The sequence below is a fragment of the Streptomyces sp. NPDC005752 genome (assembly GCF_040630715.1).
Classification (GTDB): Bacteria; Actinomycetota; Actinomycetes; order Streptomycetales; family Streptomycetaceae; genus Streptomyces.
In genome coordinates, this window is sequence record NZ_JBEXYB010000008.1 from 71,440 (window position 1) to 89,015 (window position 17,576).

15 protein-coding genes and 1 riboswitch are annotated in these 17,576 nt (G+C 70.2%); of the genes, 4 read left to right on the forward strand and 11 right to left on the reverse strand.

Annotated elements, in window-relative coordinates:
- The first annotated feature begins 86 nt into the window (after window positions 1-86).
- Entirely contained in the window at window positions 87-2,216 is a 2,130-nt protein-coding gene (locus ABZ441_RS09305) for an MMPL family transporter (RefSeq protein WP_358970063.1), read from the forward strand.
- Between the two features lie 262 nt (window positions 2,217-2,478).
- Here the strand turns inward: ABZ441_RS09305 and ABZ441_RS09310 are convergent, their stop codons facing one another.
- Window positions 2,479-3,093 (reverse strand): TetR/AcrR family transcriptional regulator, encoded by a 615-nt coding sequence (locus ABZ441_RS09310; protein ID WP_358970065.1) that lies wholly within the window; start codon window positions 3,091-3,093, stop codon window positions 2,479-2,481.
- 256 nt (window positions 3,094-3,349) lie between these two features.
- On the opposite strand from ABZ441_RS09310, the gene ABZ441_RS09315 reads away from it, so the two are divergent.
- Both ABZ441_RS09315 and ABZ441_RS09320 read left to right on the forward strand, forming a co-directional pair.
- The gene (locus ABZ441_RS09315) at window positions 3,350-4,291 is read left to right on the forward strand and encodes an oxidoreductase (protein ID WP_358970067.1); all 942 of its coding nucleotides are present in this window, start codon (window positions 3,350-3,352) and stop codon (window positions 4,289-4,291) included.
- Window positions 4,292-4,482: 191 nt separating this feature from the next.
- Entirely contained in the window at window positions 4,483-5,523 is a 1,041-nt protein-coding gene (locus ABZ441_RS09320; RefSeq protein ID WP_358970069.1) for an NAD(P)-dependent alcohol dehydrogenase, read from the forward strand.
- Window positions 5,524-5,578: 55 nt separating this feature from the next.
- Here ABZ441_RS09320 and ABZ441_RS09325 read toward each other — a convergent pair whose 3' ends face one another.
- The 9 genes from ABZ441_RS09325 to aztB form a co-directional block, all read right to left on the reverse strand.
- The gene (locus ABZ441_RS09325; RefSeq protein WP_358970071.1) at window positions 5,579-7,063 is read right to left on the reverse strand and encodes a SulP family inorganic anion transporter; all 1,485 of its coding nucleotides are present in this window, start codon (window positions 7,061-7,063) and stop codon (window positions 5,579-5,581) included.
- A gap of 1,050 nt (window positions 7,064-8,113) precedes the next feature.
- Complete coding sequence (locus tag ABZ441_RS09330) at window positions 8,114-8,959, reverse strand: ATP-binding cassette domain-containing protein (protein ID WP_358970073.1); 846 nt, start codon at window positions 8,957-8,959, stop codon at window positions 8,114-8,116.
- Window positions 8,956-9,705, reverse strand: coding sequence for a cobalt ECF transporter T component CbiQ (cbiQ, locus tag ABZ441_RS09335; RefSeq protein WP_358970075.1), 750 nt, complete (start codon window positions 9,703-9,705; stop codon window positions 8,956-8,958). The genes ABZ441_RS09330 and cbiQ overlap by 4 nt, the downstream gene beginning before the upstream one ends.
- Before the next feature lie 6 nt (window positions 9,706-9,711).
- Window positions 9,712-10,080: an energy-coupling factor ABC transporter substrate-binding protein gene (locus ABZ441_RS09340; RefSeq protein ID WP_358970077.1), complete on the reverse strand. Its 369-nt coding sequence runs from the start codon at window positions 10,078-10,080 to the stop codon at window positions 9,712-9,714.
- Entirely contained in the window at window positions 10,077-10,787 is a 711-nt protein-coding gene (locus tag ABZ441_RS09345; RefSeq protein ID WP_358970078.1) for an energy-coupling factor ABC transporter permease, read from the reverse strand. Before ABZ441_RS09345 ends, ABZ441_RS09340 begins: the two co-directional genes overlap by 4 nt.
- Window positions 10,788-10,816: 29 nt before the next feature.
- A riboswitch (cobalamin riboswitch) is annotated at window positions 10,817-11,022 on the reverse strand.
- A 162-nt stretch (window positions 11,023-11,184) separates the two neighbouring features.
- Window positions 11,185-12,378, reverse strand: a complete 1,194-nt coding sequence (gene aztD / locus ABZ441_RS09350) for a zinc metallochaperone AztD (RefSeq protein WP_358970079.1) — start codon at window positions 12,376-12,378, stop codon at window positions 11,185-11,187.
- Window positions 12,379-12,428: 50 nt separating this feature from the next.
- Window positions 12,429-13,382: a zinc ABC transporter substrate-binding protein AztC gene (aztC, locus tag ABZ441_RS09355; protein ID WP_358970081.1), complete on the reverse strand. Its 954-nt coding sequence runs from the start codon at window positions 13,380-13,382 to the stop codon at window positions 12,429-12,431.
- Window positions 13,379-14,587: a hypothetical protein gene (locus tag ABZ441_RS09360; protein WP_358970083.1), complete on the reverse strand. Its 1,209-nt coding sequence runs from the start codon at window positions 14,585-14,587 to the stop codon at window positions 13,379-13,381. Before ABZ441_RS09360 ends, aztC begins: the two co-directional genes overlap by 4 nt.
- Window positions 14,584-15,480, reverse strand: a complete 897-nt coding sequence (gene aztB, locus ABZ441_RS09365) for a zinc ABC transporter permease AztB (protein ID WP_358970085.1) — start codon at window positions 15,478-15,480, stop codon at window positions 14,584-14,586. The genes ABZ441_RS09360 and aztB overlap by 4 nt, the downstream gene beginning before the upstream one ends.
- Before the next feature lie 66 nt (window positions 15,481-15,546).
- Between aztB and aztA the strand changes: the two genes are divergently transcribed.
- Window positions 15,547-16,248 (forward strand): zinc ABC transporter ATP-binding protein AztA, encoded by a 702-nt coding sequence (gene aztA, locus ABZ441_RS09370; protein WP_358970087.1) that lies wholly within the window; start codon window positions 15,547-15,549, stop codon window positions 16,246-16,248.
- A gap of 98 nt (window positions 16,249-16,346) precedes the next feature.
- Here aztA and ABZ441_RS09375 read toward each other — a convergent pair whose 3' ends face one another.
- Window positions 16,347-17,516 carry a hypothetical protein gene (locus tag ABZ441_RS09375; protein WP_358970088.1) on the reverse strand — a complete coding sequence of 390 codons (1,170 nt, stop codon included), beginning with the start codon at window positions 17,514-17,516 and terminating at the stop codon, window positions 16,347-16,349.
- Window positions 17,517-17,576: the final 60 nt, after the last annotated feature.

Here is a 17,576-nt window from a genome sequence, read left to right on the forward strand (position 1 = left end):
CCGGTGCGTGGGTGCCTCATCGGCCATGTAATCTCAATGATTGAGATACATCATGGTTGAGAGATAGTGGCCGACCCAGGAGTCCCATGTCCACCGCATCGAAGCCGGTTCGCCGGCTGATTCTTGTCCCCGTGTTCCTCGTACTCGCCTGGCTCGTCGTCGGCGGCGCGTTCGGCTCGTACGCGGGGAAACTCGGGGAGGTAGCGACCAACGACCAGGCCGCGTTCCTGCCGCAGAGCGCCGAGTCCACCAGGGTCGTCGAAGCCCAGGAGGCGTTCAGCCGGCAGGAGACCGTGCCCGCCGTGGTGGTCTGGACCTCGGACGAGGACGGCGGGGAGGTCGGTCCTGAGCAGCAGAAGGCGGCTACCGCCGCCCTCGCGTCGGTCGAGGGCGGGCCGGGGGTGACCGGCAAGGTGAGTCCCGCGCTGCTGTCCGAGGACCGCAAGGCGCTGCAGGGCGTCGTCCAGCTGAGGCCCGACCTCGGGGACGAACTTCCCGACGTCCTCGCGCAGGTCCGGAGCGCGGCGGAAGACGTCCCGGGCACGGTGGTCGGGCTGGCCGGTCCGGCTGCCTCCCAGGCCGACCTGTCGGACGCCTTCGCCGGAATCGACGGGCTGCTGCTCGGTGTCGCGCTGGTGACCGTGCTCGTCATCCTGCTCCTGGTCTACCGCAGCGTCCTGCTGCCTCTGATCATCATCATCGGCGCCGTCTTCGCGCTCGGCGTCTCCTGCGCGATCGTCTACGTACTGGCGGACCACGACATCGTCCGCGTCGACGGTCAGGTCCAGGGCATCCTGTCGATCCTGGTGATCGGAGCCGCCACGGACTACGCGCTGCTGCTCACCGCACGGTTCCGCGAGGAGCTCGTACGGCGGCCCGACCGGTGGACCGCGATGCGCGCGGCGCTGCGTGAGTCCGCCGGGCCGATCACGGCCAGCGCCGCCACCGTGGCCCTCGGGCTGCTCGCCCTCCTGCTCAGCGACCTGACCAACAACCGCGCTCTCGGACCCGTCGGTGCCATCGGCATCGTGTGCTCCGTCCTGAGCGCTCTCACCTTCCTGCCCGCCGTCCTGGTCCTCCTCGGCAGGGCCGCGTACTGGCCGTCCGGCCCGAAGAAGGGCCGCACCGAGCCCGAGTCCGGTTCCACGGGCATCTGGTCGCGGGTCGCGGCTCTGGTCGACCGCTCCCCGCGCAAGGTCTGGGCCGTCACACTGATCGGCCTTCTGGCCTGCGCGGCCTTCATGCCGACGCTGAACAGCAAGGGTGTGCCCCTCCAGGAGACCTTCGTCAACGACGCCCCGTCCGTCACGGCTCAGGAGTCCCTGGGCCGGCACTTCCCCGGCGGATCGGGCAACCCCGCCGTCGTGATCGCCGGCGCGGACCGGTCGGCCCAGGTGGTCGCCGCGGCCGAGAAGGTCCCCGGGGTCGCGAGCGTCTCCGTGATGACGGAGTCCGGACGCCCCGGCGGCGGAGAGCCCCTCGTCGTGGACGGCCGGGTGCGCATCGACGCCACCCTGGAGGCCGCGGCGGACAGTGACGCGGCCAAGGAGACGGTCACCCGGCTGCGCGACGCGGTCCACGCCGTACCGGACGCGGAAGCGCTGGTGGGCGGCTACACCGCACAGCAGTACGACACCCAGAAGACCGCCGAGCACGACCGCAACATCATCGTGCCGGTGGTGCTGGTCATCATCCTCGTCATCCTGATCGGCCTCCTCCGCTCGTTGCTGATGCCGCTCCTCCTCGTGGCCACGGTGGCGCTCAACTTCCTTGCCACCCTGGGCATCTCGTCGCTGGTCTTCGAGCACGTCCTCGGCTTCAGCGGTACGGACTCCTCCGTGCCGCTGTACGGATTCGTCTTCCTGGTCGCCCTGGGCGTCGACTACAACATCTTCCTGATGTCCCGGGTCCGCGAGGAGTCCCTGATCCACGGAACCCGGCAGGGCGTACTGCGCGGACTCACCACCACGGGCGGGGTCATCACCTCGGCGGGCGTCGTCCTGGCGGCCACCTTCGCGGCCCTCGGAGTGATCCCGCTCGCCTTCCTGGTCCAGATCGCGTTCATCGTCGCCTTCGGCGTCCTGCTGGACACGCTCGTCGTGCGCTCGCTCCTGGTGCCCGCCCTGGTCATGGACATCGGACGCAAAGCCTGGTGGCCGGGTGCGCTGAGCCGCGACCGCAAGGAGACGCCGCAAGGGGCGGATTCCCTGTCCTAGCCGGAGGAACTGTCGGACTGCGGCGCGTCAGCCGCGCGGGCCTCACGCCCGCCGCGCGGCTGACGCGCCGCAGTCATGATCTCTTCCACGACGCGTGCGCCGAGTGCCGAACGGGCGAGCAGCGTCGGCACCTGTTCCGCCGCCTCGCGCGCAGCGGGTGCACAGCGCCGTGCCGACCCCGTACGGCGTGCGTCCGGCGCGGTGCCGTCCCCGCCCGGTTGCATGAAGGAACGACAGGCCGATGCCGCCCCCGGGGCCGTGGTCAGGCTGCCGGGAAAGCGCGGGCGTACGCGGCGGCGAGGGCGACGCGCACTGCCCCGTCTGCGGTCGCCTCGCCGACCTCCTCGCCGGTGAACACGAGCCGGAAGTAGATCGGCGCGGCGAGGGCCTTGAGGAGTTCGGCCGGATCGGTCTCCGCGGGTAGTTCGCCGCGCTCGACGGCTCGCGTGACCACGGGTTCCGCACGCCGGAACCGGTCGACGAAGAGCGCGTGCTTGACTTCGGCGAGCCGCGGGATGCGTACGGCGTCCGAGAGGACGGTGGCGAGCAGGGCTCGGCCTGCTCGCGTGGTCATGGTGGCGACGAGGGAGCGGGCCAGCGCGCGCAGGTCGCTCTCCACCGCCCCAGTGTCGGGGATCGGGATGTCTGCGGAGAAGTGACCGACCAGCGCGTCGGCCACAAGGCCGTCGGAGTCCTTCCAGTTCCGGTAGATCGTCGTCTTGTGTACGCCGGCCCGCCTGGCGACGCCGTCCACGGTGAGTGCCGCGTACCCGGTCCTCGTGAGCTCGGTGACGGTGGCCGCCAGCACGGCGGCGCGCATCTTGGTACCTCGTCCGACAGCGGGGGCACGCGAGGAGGACGACCCGACAGTCTCCATTGCAACTCCTGGTTGCGTTGATGGTGGTGCATGCGACAGGATCAGCTTATCGCAACTTCGAGTTGCAATGCGGTCGCGCTCGACGGGGACCGCAGGCACTCCTGACCCACGGATCGAGGCCCCTATGCCCCGTGACTCCCGGGCAGCCGCCCGAGCCTCACTGCGCGACCATGACGACACAGTCGCGTACGGCGCCGAATACAGCCCTCACCCGGTCGGCCATCGCTCCGCGAGCCCGCCGCAGACAGGTCCGCGCGTGAGCTGGTCGTTGGATTCCATCCCTGACCAGTCGGGACGGCTGGCGGTCGTCACCGGCGCCAACAGCGGCATCGGATATGTCACCGCTCGTGAACTGGCCCGCCGCGGCGCGCATGTCGTCCTTGCCTGCCGCAGTCACGAGCGGGGGCGGGCGGCAGTCGAGCGGCTGCGGACCGAAGTCCCCGGCGCTCACGCCGAAGTGCGTATGCTCGATCTCGCCGACTCGAAATCCATCCGTGGATTCGCCGAGAGCTGGAGTCACGACCGGCTCGACCTCCTGGTCAACAACGCAGGCGTGGCCATGGTTCCGTTCTCCCGGACCGTCGACGGCTTCGAGTCCCAGTTCGGCGTCAACCACCTCGGCACGTTCGCGCTCACCGGCCTGCTCATGCCTCACCTGCTGGCCGCCGCCCACCCGTGCGTGGTCACGGTCAGCAGCGAGGGCCAGCGATTCGCCCGGTTCGACATGACCAACCTCAACGCTGAGCGCCGCTATCGAGCGGCGTTCGCCTACGTGCAGTCCAAGCGGGCCAATCTCTACTTCGCCATGGAACTGCAGCGACGGGCCGATGCTGCCGGGCTGAGGCTGCGCAGCATGGCTGTCGCCCCCGGACTCACACGCTCCAACGTGCTCACGGGCGGCGCCAACGGTGCACGGGGCCGCGTGTACGGGATCCTCACGCGCCTGCTCCTGCGCATCGCTTTCCGTCCCACCGTCGACGGGGCCAGGACCTCTCTCTACGCAGCAACCACCCCCGACCTGCCAGGGGGGAGCTACGTCGCACCCGACGGGCTGTTCCAGCTCCGTGGCGAGCCGGTGCTGCGCAGCCGGGAACGCGCCGTCCGGGACTCCGCCACGGCCCGTCAGCTGTGGGTGCTCTCGGAACGGCTCACAGGCGTGCGGTACTCGTTGCCCGCGGAACCCGCTTCTCGGAGATGAGCGGCTACTACCGGTCTTCCTGGCCGCGGGCGCCGCTCCCGGCCTCTCCGGCGATCCTCGGCACCCGCGGGCGCGTCGAGTGCGGTCCCGCCACCTGGTGGACGGCGCACGCCTCTGCGTCTCCGGATCCCCCGAGTGGCGCACCGCCACCACGGGGGTCACAAAGGAAGTCCGGAGAACGAAGGAGAGCCATGAAAGCCGTCCAGTACCGCACCATCGGCGCCGCCCCCGAGGTCGTCGAGATCGCGGAGCCCGTGGCGGGCCCCGGCCAGATCCTGCTGAAGGTCGGCGCAGCCGGTGTCTGCCACTCGGACATCGCCGTGATGAGCTGGCCCGCCGAAGGGTTTCCCTACCGACTGCCGCTCACCCTCGGGCACGAGGGTGTCGGTACTGTCGCCGCACTCGGCGAAGGGACGGTGGGTGTCACCGTCGGGGACGCGGTGGCCGTCTACGGCCCCTGGGGCTGCGGCACCTGCGTGAACTGTGCGGAGGGCAGGGAGAACTACTGTCTGCGCGCCGCGGACCTCGGCATCAACCCACCGGGACTGGGCAACCCGGGCGCCATGGCCGAGTACATGATCGTCGACGACGCCCGTCACCTGACCCCCATCGGCGACCTCGACCCGGTCAGGACGGTCTCGCTCACGGATGCGGGCCTCACCCCGTACCACGCGATAAAGCGCTCGCTGCCGAAGCTGCTGCCCGGCGCCACCGCTGTGGTCATCGGCACCGGCGGCCTCGGTCACGTGGCCATCCAGCTCCTGCGCGCCATGACCGCCGTACGGGTCATCGCCCTCGACGTCACCGAGGAGAAGCTGGCACTCGCCCGGGCCGTCGGCGCGCACGAGGCGGTGCTGTCCGACAAGGACGCGGCAGCCAAGGTCCGCGAACTGACCGGTGGTATCGGCGCCAAAGTCGTCTTCGACTTCGTCGGCGCCGAGCCGACCGTCAAGACGGCAGGTGAGGCAGCCTCGATCGACAGCGACGTCACCATCGTCGGTATCGGCGGCGGTCTGCTGCCCGTCGGATTCGGTGTCCTGCCGTTCTCCACGTCGGTCACCGCGCCGTACTGGGGCTCGCGCGGGGAACTCGCCGAGGTCATCGAGCTCGCCCACGCCGGTGCCGTCGACGTGCACGTCGAGACGTACTCCATCGAAGAGGCCCCGCTCGCCTACGAGCGGCTGCACGCCGGCAGGATCAACGGCCGCGCGGTCATCCTGCCCAACGGCTGACCACCGGCGACTCGCCGGACACCTGCTGGAGGCATCCGGCGAGTCGTCCGTGCCGTCAGGGCGCGGTGGTCATCACGTCCGTCCGGGTCAGCTGCACGGGCTCGGTACCGGAGGAGCTGTGCCGTTCCGCCCAGTTCTCCAGTGCCGTGCGGCAGGCGTGGTCGAGATGGTGCAGTCCGGAGAGATCCAGGGCGATGGGGCGGTCCTTGGGCAGGGCCTCCAGACTGTCGAGTATCTTCGGCAGCCGCAGGAAGGTCGCATTACCCGACAGCCGTGCCCGCACTCCGTCGGCGCTGCTGTCGACGACCTCCAGCCTGATGTGGGAGGCGTCCCAGGCGGCCTTGGCTACCGACAGGGCGAGACCGGTCAGAACACCCTCGAACATGTTCACCGTCACGATCGCCAGGGCCGTGACGACCAGGATCAGCGCCTCGCCGCGGTGCTCGCGCCACAGGGCGACGAGAGAGCGCAGAGGGATGAGCTTGCATCCTGCGTGGATGAGGATGCCGGCGAGGGCCGGCAGAGGAATGAGACCCAGGGCCGACGGAAGCAGGGCCGCGAACAGGAGCAGCCACACGCCGTGCAGCACCCGGGAGGCCTTGGTCCGCGCGCCCGCCTGGACATTGGCCGAGCTGCGCACGATGACCGCGGTCATCGGCAGCGCGCCGAGAATGCCGCACACGGTGTTACCCGTCCCCTGGGCCATCAGCTCCTTGTCGTACTGGGTGCGCGGCCCGTCGTGCAGCCGGTCCACCGCGGCCGCGCTGAACAGGCTCTCGGCGGAGGCGATCAGCGTGAACGCCGCCACGGTTCCCAGCAGACTCAAGCTCGCCAGCCCGCCGAACTCGGACAGGGCGGGCATCTGGACGGCATCGAGCAGCCCCTGGACCTGAACGGTTGCGACGGGCAGGTCGAACGCCAGCGAGGCCAGGGTGGCCAGCACGACCGCGGCGAGTGCGCCGGGGACGGCCCGCACCCGCTTCGGCATCCTGTTCCACCCGACGACCAGAGCGATGGTCCCGGCGGCGACCGCGAGGGAGGCGAGAGCCGCCGGGCTGGACACGGCGTCGGCGAGCAGCCCCGGGATGCCGGCCATCTTGCCCGTACCGGAGAGCGGTGCCTCGATGCCTGCGGCCGCGTACAGCTGGCCCGCGATGAGGACGAGACCGATGCCGGCGAGCATGCCCTCGACGACGGAGACGGAGATGGCCCTGAACCAGCGGCCCAGCCGCAGGGCGCCCATGGCCAACTGCAGCAGTCCCGCCGTCAGCACGATCACCCCGAGCGCGGGCAGCCCGAAGGACTGGACGGCCTCGAAGACGAGAACGGTGAGACCGGCGGCCGGCCCCGACACCTGGAGGCTGCTGCCGCGCATGAAGCCGGTGACGAGACCACCCACGATGCCAGTGATCAGACCCAGTTCCGCCGGGACTCCCGACGCGACGGCGACGCCGACGCACAGCGGCAGCGCGACCAGGAAGACGACGAGTGACGCGGCGAAATCCTGCCGCAGGTGGGGCAACGTGGCGAGACGGCCCATGGCGGCCCTCATCCCGTGCGGAAGGGGGCCGAGCGGACGTCGCTGGGCGGGGGTGCCCAGGCGGCGCTGTCGCTGACGTGTAGGACTTCGGCCGCGGAAAGTTCGACGGTTGACTGCATGCCAGTGGTTCCTCCTTGGCGCGCCGAGGCCCGGCGCGTCGGTGTGCGTGCGAGAACTGGGGGACCGGAAGGCAGGCCGGCACTACCCCTCCGGTCCGAGACCCGCAGGACTGTGGACGGGCAGGGGCAGGTGCGACGAGCGCCTCGGGTCAGCTCAGCAGCGGAACACCTGGAGCCCGGGGGAGGAATGTGCGATCGAGGATCTGGAGATGCGATGCGCGTTGCCCATCGCGGCGACGGCCGCCGGTGTGAGCATCCCGTCGGTTTCACCCGTCACGGCGGCGCGCGACGGTGTCGCGGGAGTGGTCAGGGTCGCCGATCGGTGCCGGTCACGATGGCGCAGAAGGCCGTTCGACTCACCCCCGCGATCGGGGGCGCCGCATGTGGCGTACGCACGGTGGGTCTCGCCGACGGTCGCATCCGGGAGACCGGTCGCTCGCACTTCCGGGGCGGACGCGTGTGCTTCGGCCGGCGACGTGCCCGAGAACGGGGCCAGAAGGAAACCCATCAGGAACGCGAGCACGAACCTGACCGCCGCTGCGCGCACCCTTCGCCTCCTTCCGGAACGCATCCTTCCTTAGGGACGCTAACAGGCCGAAGGGCATATGGAGTTAACCCTTTGTGAAGAGTCCGAAAGTCGATGCCCAACGAGTCGAAACAATCCCCGGAACCCTGTGGCCTGGGGATGTGTCACACGATCGGTTCTCACTATTTGAGATCATCCGCGACTGTGTGGCTCATGCATATGCCGGTGAAGTTCCGCCCGTCATATTCGTACAACGGTTCGGCCTATGGGCTAACTGTTAGCCGGCGGGAATTGCGGCCGAGGCGTAGTACTCCGATTGTCGGATCAACGCCCGGCTTCGCGATCGTGGAGCCCCTGCGCGCCCGCTCACTCGCGCGACCGGTCCTCGTCGCGGGGCGGCGGCCCTCAGGCATCGGCCGGCGGGCCGAAGCCCGCCGCGAGTTCCTCGGCGGTGCGGGGGCCGGGGGCTGTCTCGCCCAACAGGCCGTGCGTGCGCAGCATATGACTGGTCGCGATGCCCCACGGCAACCGCAGCCCGGCCTCCCGCAGGAGATCCGTGCGTCCCAGCATCGTCGGCGCGGGCCCGGCGCGGACACCGGCCGGGGTGAGGAGGGCGGCGTCGTCGGCCCAGCGCAGGGCGAGATCGACGTCGTGAGTGGCCATCATGACGGTGGTGCCGCTGTCGCGGAGGGTGCCGAGCGTGGCGAGCAGCCGTTCCTGACCGTCCGGATCGAGCCCGGCGGTCGGCTCGTCGAGGATCAGCACCCGGGGCCGCATGGCGACCGCCCCGGCGATCGCGGCGCGCTTCCGCTGCCCGTAGGAGAGGAGGTGGGTGGGCCGGTCCGCCAGGGCGGTGATGTCGAGGGCGGCGAGCGCCTCGTCCACCCGCGCGCGCACCTCGGTGTCGGGCAGGCCCAGATTCAGAGGTCCGAACGACACGTCCTGGGAGACGGACGCGGCGAACAGCTGGTCGTCGGGGTCCTGTACCACCAGCTGGACGGTGGTGCGCAGCCGGGTCAGCCCCTTGCGGTCGTACGTGACGGGGCGACCCTCGACAGCCAACTGCCCCTCGCGCGGGCGCAGTCCGCCGCTGAGGAGCCGCATCAGCGTGGTCTTGCCGCTGCCGTTGCGACCGAGCAGGGCGAGAGCACGTCCTTCGCGCGCCTCGAAGTCGAGACCGCTGAGCACAGCGGGGCCGTCCTCGTACGCGAAGGACGCTCCCCGCAGGGCGAGCAGCACGGATTCGCTCATGACAGCGGCCTTTCCAGGGCGAAGGTCAGTGCGGTGAGGGCCATGAGCAGCGTGACGCTCACGGCCACGAACCGGACGGAGACGCGGGCCTCGGGCACCAGGACGCGCAGGGTTCCGTCGTAGCCCCGCCCCGCCAGCCCCTGCTGGAGCCGCGCCGCGCGGTCGAAGGCCCTGATGAACGCGGTGGCTCCGAGCCCGGCCAGGGACCGCCAGGCCGCGGCCCGTGTGGTGTGCCCGAGCCGGGCGGCCTGGGCCTCCCTGATCCGGCGAACCGAGTCGAGGAGCAGGAAGCTCATGCGGTAGGTCACCAGGGCCACGTCCACCACTGCCGCGGGCACTCCTGCCCTGACCAGGCGGGGCAGGAGGTCGGACACGGGGGTGGTGAAGGCGAACAGCAGGACGCCGAGCGACGCGGCCGAGGTGCGCAGCAGCAACTCAACGGCGCGTGCCGGCCCCCCTGGGGCCAGGCCGACGAGCCCCCCGGGCCCGCCGACCTCGACGAGCAGTGTGGCGGCCCCGGTGACGCAGAACCCCAGGGGCACCCGGTACGCCCGCCACAGATGGCGGGCGGTCACGCCCGCCGGCCCCAGCAGCACGGCCAGGGCGGCGACCAGGATCAGGGGCGCGCCGGGCCAGGGCGGCAGCGATATGGCGAGAACCGTGAATCCCAGTCCGAGCACGGCTTTGTCCACGGGATGGCGGCGGCGCCAGCGACTGCTGTGCGCCGCCGCATCGATCTGCAGCACGTGCGCTCAGTTCCTCCGGGCCGCGGACTCCCCGGCACCGGGCCCGGTGCCCCCGCCGTCCTGCCGGGCGGCCGCCCGCAGTTCGCCCTGACGGCGTCCGCGCCGCACGCCGAAGTAGTAGGCGAGGACACCCGCGCCGAGCGCTGCCTGGAGGGCGAACAGTGCCGACTCGACCTCACCGGAAGGCGGTTCGTACAGCGGGGAGAACCAGGGTTCGTACGCGGGGGCGATCTCGGTGATCGCGGTCTCCGCCTGCGCGTCGGCGCCCGCGAAGGGCTCCTCCTGGCCGTCGCCGAGGCCGAGGGCCAGGGGCAGGACGGCCAGCGCGGCCACGACGAGCAGGAGAAGGGCGTTGATCTTCGTGTTCTTGTTCATTTGGCAACCGCCTCGGTCTCGGCCGTCCTGGTCGGGGTGCGCCTGCCGCTGAGGAACACCCCGAGCCGGGTCAGCTCCCCCTTGCTGGACTGCACGAGGAGCCGCATCACCAGCACGGTCAGAAGCCCCTCGCTCACCGCGAGCGGGATCTGGGTGAGCGCGAAGATGGAGCCGAACTTGCCGAGCGCGCCCAGGAACCCGCTGCTCGGGTCCGGGAAGGCGAGCGCCAGCTGCACGCTGGTGACGCAGTACGTGGACAGGTCGGCGACGAACGCTGCGAAGAACACCGCCACCATCAGCGGCACGTCGTAACGGCGCAGCGCCTTGTAGACCGCGTACCCCGCCCAGGGCCCGACGATCGCCATCGAGAAGACGTTGGCGCCGAGCGTGGTCAGGCCGCCGTGGGCGAGCAGCAGCGCCTGGAAGAGCAGGGTGATGGTGCCCAGTACCGCCATGATCGGCGGGCGGAACAGGATGGCTCCCAGCCCCGTACCCGTGGGATGCGAACAACTTCCCGTGACGGAGGGGATCTTCAAGGCGGAAAGTACGAACGTGAAGGCCCCGGAAGCCCCCAGGAGCAACGTGCTCTCAGGGTTCTCCCTGACTTCACGCGTGAGCGACCGGACTCCGTGGACGACGAACGGCGCGGACGCGACACCCCAGGCGATCGCGTGCGCCGGAGGCAGAAAACCCTCGGCTATGTGCATGGCTCAGCAGACCCTCTCCAGCACCTCGTGGATGGTTGAAGTGCCTTGGCCGGTCTCCTGGCTTACGGGTAACACCGCCCGAACTCCGCCTTCCCGGGTCACAAGGACCCAGTGGCTGCCCGCGAGGGCCGGAGCCGGACTTCCCGATCACAGTGGCGAGGGCCGCACCGGCATCACACCGATTTCCCGTTCACCAAGGCGTGGCGACAGTAGTGCCAGGCGGGTGGTGATGACAAGCCGGGGGAGGCCCGGGTGGACACGCCCCCGCGGGCGGCCGTGTACGCGATGACCTGCGACGGTCCGGGTGGTGATCCAGGTGGTGGCGGGCTCGGAAGCGCGAGGGGGAGGAGCGCGCTGCCGCCCTGCGGGAACGCGCTCCTGCACCTCGGGAGGGGGATCAGTGCTGCTCGACGACACCGCTCAGCTCGTTGGGAGCCTCGGGCAGTTCGGTCGAGGCCAGTTGCCGGCCCGACTCGATGTCGACGGCGACCAGCTTCTTGTTCTCCGGGTCCGAGACGTATGCCGTGTGGTCGCGCACGAACAGCGCCGGGCGGGGCTGCTGCCAGTCCAGCGGTTCCCGCCACGAACCGAGGACGGAGATCTTCCTGGTCACCTTGCCCGTGGCGGGGTCGATGACATGGATGCGGCCGTCGGTGCCCAGGACCAGCGCCTCACCGTGCGCACCGCGTGCCAGCGAGCGGAAGGTGTAGCTCGTCCCGATGTCGACGAGCCGCATCTTGCCCGTCCCGGTGTCGATGAGCGAGATCTGTTCCGGGCGTTCCAGCTCGGCGTCCTTGTCCTTCTTGTAGTCGCCGAGGACGACGGGCGACTCGTCGGAGCCGGCCTGGTTGCCGATCCTGCCGTACTCGGTGGGGCTGTTCACCTTCTTGACGGCGCCGTCCTTGTAGATCAGGACTCCGTCCTCGCAGCCGATGACGACCGCCTCGTCCTTGGCGGTCGCCTCCCCGTGGACGCCCGGGCACTCCTCGCTGCGGGTGATCTCCTTGCGGTCCTCGTCCAGTACCGCGATGCCGACGCGCTTCTCCTCCGTGCCGAGGGTCGTCACCAGCCTGCCGTCGGCGAGCTGGATGGCGACACCGTGGTGCGGCGCGGCGGAGGTGTACGTCTCGGCCTTCGGCGCGGTGTCGCCGAGGTCCTCCGGGTCGAAGACCGTGACCTCGCCCGTGCCGTCGGCGAAGAGGACGGTCCTGCCGGCGTGACGGACGACGTGGCCCGGCTTGCCGCCTTCGAACTCGACGTCGGTGAGCTTCCGGCCCGCTGCGTCGAGGACCCGGAAACCGGTCGAGGTGGAAACCATCACATGGCGGTCGCTGCCCGCGGGGTTGACCCGGTTGAACCCCTCCAGCGGTATGTCCTCGGCGAGCTTCAGTGTCGTGCCGTCGAGTACGTAGAGGCCTCCGTCGTACGTGGTGACGATCGGGTTCACGACCTGGGCGGCCGGTGAACCGGACGAGTTGTCCGCCGCCTTCGCGGCGGGCTTCCCACCGTCACCACCGCAGGCGGTGAGCGCTACGGAGGCGGCGAGCAGGGCGGCGGCAGCCGCGTTCCTCGGGCGTGCTACATGCTTCACTTCGTGTGTTCCCTCTCCAGAGCTGTCGCTCATGACCGGCGACAGCGTGGCTATTCGGTGCCCAGTCCCATGGCTATGGACCGGGTGTTGGCGCGCATCATTTCCAGGTAGGTGGCCGCCCCCTCTCCCTTCTCGGTGAGGGATTCGGAGAACAGCGGCACGACGTCCACCTCGACGCCGCTCTCACGTCCGAGCACCCGGGCCAGTCGGTCCGGTTGCGACGAGTCGGCGAAGATCGCCTTCACCCCCGTCGTCTCGATCGTGTCGGCCAGGGACTTGAGATCCGATGCGCTCGGTGAGGCGAGCGTGGTGCCGCTCGGGATCACCGCGCCCACGACCCGGAATCCGAAACGCTGGGCGAGATATCCGAAGACATGGTGATTGGTGACCAACCGGCGTCGGTCGGAAGGGATTTGGTCGAACCGTTCTCGCATCCACGTGGTCAGTTCGTCGATCTCCGCCCCGTAGGCGGACGCGTTCTTCTCGACGGCGGCCTTGTCGACGCCCCCCACGTGCTCGGCGACCTGATCCGAGATCAGTCCGACGGCCCTGCGGACCCGTTCGGGATCGGTCCAGAAGTGCGGGTCGGGCTCGCCGGCGGACTCGCCCGCCGTATAGGTGATCGGATCGACGGCGTCCCCGACCGCCAGGACGGAGACGCCCGCCTCCTTCGCGGCCTCCACATGGCGAAGGACGTTCTCCTCCAGGCCCAGGCCGTTGTGGACGACCAGATCGGCCTGCTCGATGGCCGCCGCCTGCGGAGCCGAGACTCCGAAGGAGTGCGGGTCGGCCCCGGCCTGCATCAGCACGGTGACCTCGGCCTCGTCACCGACGATGTTGCGGGTGATGTCGCCGAGGATGTTCGTGGTGACGACCACCGAGGGGCGGCTCTGCTCGCCTCCCGCGCAACCGGCCACCCCCAGGAGCAGGACGCCGGCCAGGCAGGCGAGCAGAAGGCGCGCGGGTGTCCGGCGGCTGCGCACGGTCGCGGATCCGGTGCTCATCGGCCGGTCTCCACCATGTACGTCGGGGCGAAGCCGAGCGGAAAGGTCCGGGCGAGCCTGAGCCCGTCGTCGTAGTCGATCTCGTAGACCTTCCTGGCGGCGGCGTCGTTGACGTAGGCGCGGGTGGTGTCGACCTCTATCGAGGCGGACTCCGTTCCCTCGGACAGGAGTTCCTTACGGGCGATGCTCTTCCCGGTGGCGATGTCGTAGGCGGTGAGGACTCCGTCCCTGCCGAGCGCGAGCAGCGGAGAACCCTCTCCGGCGGTGTTGGCGGCCACGACCGGACCGGTCTCGATGCGTGTCCAGGAGCGGTCGGTCACATCGAGGACCCGGACGGCGTCGTCCCCGGACAAGGCGGCGAGCGTGGTGCTGTTCGCCCGGTGACGGAAGTCGACGGCCCGCTCGGAAGCCTTCACCGCGGTGTCGTACGGGATCTTTTGTGCGTGGAACGTGCCCCTGTCCTCGCTGACCAGCAGCGCCCCGTCGGCACATCCGAAGACCACGCCTCGGCGGGTCACGGCCTCGCCGCGCACCTGGGCGCACCGCTCCGCCGGCGTGGTGACCCGGGTGCCGTCCCGGTCGCGGACCTCGACGGCGTCCTCCCCGGATCCTGCCCCAGTGACCAGCATGTGTTCCTTGTAGGGGACGACCGGCCCGCTTCCCGCGCCGGTGAGCTCGCCGCCGCGCGGGACGGTGCCGGCCTCGAGCTCCTTGCGGTCGAACAGCCGGGTTCCGCTCTTCGGCGCGGACACCGCGGTGACCGCCTGATCGCTGTGGATGTGGGCGGCGTCCGTCTCCGTGAGGAGACCCACGTCGCGGACGGCGGCGCGGTAGTAGTGGACGTGGTCGCCGTGATCCACCGTCCAGGCGCCCGCGTCGACGACGTGGGTTCCCCCGGCGCCGCTCACATAGGCGAACCGGCCGTCGGTGCGCAGAGCTTGTACGCCGTCACCGCGCTTCAGTGAGGTGATGTCCTCGGTGATCAGGTCCAGGACCTCGACCGCACCCGTGCCCGCGTCGGCGAGTACGAGCCGGGACTGCTGCTCGGAGGCTTCCTCGGCTCCCTCGACGTACCCGTGGGGTTTCGCCGAGGTCTTCGCCGGTGTCCGTGTCTCGCTGCCTTCCTGGCAGCCGACGAGCAGACCGGAGCAGGCAAGGGCGGCGCAGGAGAGTGCTGTGGCGGTTCGGATCTTCCTGGGTGTCATGACTGACGTCCGTATTCCATTTCCGTGTGCGTTCGGTGGGTCGTCGGGGCGGAGGGTGCGGCCGGAGCGGACCGCGGCCACCGGTTGCGCAGGCCGGAGGCGGCGGTGGAGAGCAGGAACTGGACGACGGCCGTCGCCGCGATGCTTGCTCCTGCAGCCGTGTGGAGGTGCCACGAGAGCAGCAGACCGATGAACGTCGCGCTCGCTCCCAGGCAGCCGGCGCCGATCATGATCACCGGGATGCGCCGGGCCCACGGCAGCATGGCCGCGGGCGGCGCGATCAGCAGGCCGAAGACCAGCAGCGTCCCCACCACGTGGAACGACGCGACGATGGCCAGGGTGAGCAGGGCCAGCAGAGCCGCGTGAGCGAGGCGTGGCCGGAGCCCCAGTGTGTGCGCCTTGCGCTCGTCGAAGGCCAGCGCGACGAACGGCCGGTAGCCGAGCACGGAGATCACCAGCGCGATGACCAGCGCGCCCCCGAGGTAGGCCAGGTCGGCCGGACGCACGGCGAGCACATCACCGAAGAGGAACCCGGTCAGGTCGACCGCGAAGGACTGCGAGCGCGACACGATGATCACGCCCAGCGACAGCATCCCCACGAAGAGCAGACCGATGCTCGTGTCCTGCGACAGTCGGGGTGACCGTCCGACGACGCTGACCCCGAGCGCCATGACGGCCGCGCTCACGGCGGCGCCGACGAGCAGGTTGCCCCCCAGCAGCGAGGCGAGCGCGATCCCGGGGAGCATGCCGTGCGACATCGCGTCCCCGAAGAAGGCCATGCCGCGAAGGACGACCCACGTGCCCGCCAGGGCACAGATCAGCGACACGAGCGTGCCGCCCCACAGGGCCCGTTGGACAAAGGCCACCTCGAAGGGGCCCATCAACCATTCCATGCGGCAGGACACTACAATGAAAATGATTATCACTACAACGAAGCGCGGCGGGAAGAGGCTCGGGAGATGCAGAGACAGGTAAGGCTCGACGGTGTGTCGGCCGGTTACGCGAACCGTGCGGTACTTGATCAACTCACCTTGCGGATACCGGCTTTCACCACAACCGCGGTGGTCGGTCCGAACGGCTCGGGCAAGTCCACACTCCTCGGGGTGATCGCCGGAGTGATCCAGGTAACAGCAGGCGAGGTGGAGCGCCGGACCGACATGCGCGCGGCGTTCGTGACGCAGCGCAGCAGGGCGGCCGATGTGCTGCCGCTGACCGTGCGGGACGCGGTGGCGATGGGGAGGTGGGGGCGGCGCGGGCTGTGGCGGCGGCTCACGCCGAAGGACCTGGACGTGGTGGAGACGAGTATGGGCCGACTCGGCATCAGCTCACTGGCCCACCGGCAACTGGGGGAACTGTCGGGTGGCCAGCGCCAGCGTGCCCTCGTCGCCCAGGGGTTGGCGCAGGAGGCGGACCTGCTCGTACTCGATGAGCCCACCACCGGCCTCGACGCGAAGGCTGAGCGGCTCATCGCCGACGTACTTGCCGAGGTGACGGAGGAGGGGGTGACGGTCGTGCAGGCGACCCATGATCTCGAGGTGGCCAGGTCAGCCGGCCACGTCCTGCTGCTCCAGGAGGGCCGGCTGTGGGCGGAGGGGGATCCCCGCGAGGTGCTGACCTCAGACGCGATCGACGAGGTCTGGCGCCTGCCCCGGCGGGTGTGAGGCGCGGGAGCGGCGATCGCGCCGTCCGGGTCGGGTGGTGGCCTCGTCGAACGTGTCCGTCAGTGGTCGGGAAGGGAGACGGCCCGGCCCGGCGGCCGTCAGCCGACGGGGGTGAACGGCCCGGGCGTCTCGCCCGTCCAGCGGTGCAGGCGGATCTCACCCTCCTGCGCGATGACGCCGTCCTTCTGCACGGCCCGCCCCTCGGCCACGTAGTAACGTCCGCCGCCCAACGCGTCGAACCCGTAGCTGCCGTGGAACTCCCAGCCGCGGATGCCGGTCGCGTCGTCGCGCAGGCCCGCGTCGCGGAGGGTGAGGAGACGGCCGGTCTCCGGCGTGGCCTGGCCCCTGATCTCGCCGCGCACCGGCGGGGCGGAGCCGTCGACGGTGAAGAAGGAGTAGTTGGGGAAGCCCTCCTTCCTGCCCTTGTAGACCGCCATGATCCAGTTCCTCGTGTACGGGTCGTACTGGAGGTTCTGCACGCCGTAGGTGGTGTTGCCGGTGTGGACGAAGAACTTGCCGTCGTGGTGCCCGGGGCCGCTGTGGTGCGGGGCGTCCTGGGAGAGCGGCCGCGCGTACCTGTCCCAGGATCTGATGTCGTACTCCAGGATCACCTGGTGGTCGTTGTCGGTCCGACCGGTGTTGGAGTACACGCCGTACGCGACCTTCAGCGTCTGCCTGCCGCCCCGCTTGCCGAAGGCGGGACCGAACGACACCCCGTCGATGCCGCTGCATCCGTAGCGGTGGTCCTGGGTGTCCGCGGTGTCACCGTCGAAGACGCCGTCGCCGTCCATGTCAGCGGTGAAGTCCGCGGCCACCTCGTCGAGATGGACCGCGGTCATGACGCCGTCCCGCTCGGCGCTCATCCCCACCCGGTCGATCTCGCGGCCGTCGAAGACGGCGATGTAGAACGACTCCGCCGCCTTGTACTCGAGCGATCCGTAGACCCTGCCGTCCCGGTCGTCGACGTCGATGTCACCGAGATGGCCGGTGAGGCCCTCGACGGTCCCGACGACCTTGCCGCCCAGGTCGGTCTTGACCAGCTTCTGGGTGAACGACCAGTAGACGAAACCTCGTTTGCGGTCGACGGTCACCCCTTGCAGATGGCTGGTCGGCCAGGCGCCGCCGTACACCTGGGACGGCAGCCCGGGCTGGTGTCCGCCGCGGTCACCCTCGGCGGCGCTGCCGGGGGAGGAGGCGGCAAGGAGGAAGGCCGGGACACTGATTCCGGCGACGACAAGGGTTCGGAACGTCCGGAGCTCGGCGCGCACGCGATTTCCTTTCCACGAGGTCGGGGGTCGTGCTCCACCGGGCGTCCCGCGACGCCCGAA

Bases quoted from the DNA above. Each gene is read 5' to 3' on its own strand.
- ABZ441_RS09360 (WP_358970083.1), bottom strand. From the start codon at position 14,587: ATGACACCCAGGAAGATCCGAACCGCCACAGCACTCTCCTGCGCCGCC.
- ABZ441_RS09345 (WP_358970078.1), bottom strand. From the start codon at position 10,787: ATGCACATAGCCGAGGGTTTTCTGCCTCCGGCGCACGCGATCGCCTGG.
- ABZ441_RS09305 (WP_358970063.1), top strand. From the start codon at position 87: ATGTCCACCGCATCGAAGCCGGTTCGCCGGCTGATTCTTGTCCCCGTG.
- ABZ441_RS09320 (WP_358970069.1), top strand. From the start codon at position 4,483: ATGAAAGCCGTCCAGTACCGCACCATCGGCGCCGCCCCCGAGGTCGTC.
- aztA (WP_358970087.1), top strand. From the start codon at position 15,547: ATGCAGAGACAGGTAAGGCTCGACGGTGTGTCGGCCGGTTACGCGAAC.
- ABZ441_RS09310 (WP_358970065.1), bottom strand. From the start codon at position 3,093: ATGGAGACTGTCGGGTCGTCCTCCTCGCGTGCCCCCGCTGTCGGACGA.
- aztC (WP_358970081.1), bottom strand. From the start codon at position 13,382: ATGAGCACCGGATCCGCGACCGTGCGCAGCCGCCGGACACCCGCGCGC.
- ABZ441_RS09340 (WP_358970077.1), bottom strand. From the start codon at position 10,080: ATGAACAAGAACACGAAGATCAACGCCCTTCTCCTGCTCGTCGTGGCC.
- ABZ441_RS09330 (WP_358970073.1), bottom strand. From the start codon at position 8,959: ATGAGCGAATCCGTGCTGCTCGCCCTGCGGGGAGCGTCCTTCGCGTAC.
- ABZ441_RS09325 (WP_358970071.1), bottom strand. From the start codon at position 7,063: ATGGGCCGTCTCGCCACGTTGCCCCACCTGCGGCAGGATTTCGCCGCG.
- aztB (WP_358970085.1), bottom strand. From the start codon at position 15,480: ATGGAATGGTTGATGGGCCCCTTCGAGGTGGCCTTTGTCCAACGGGCC.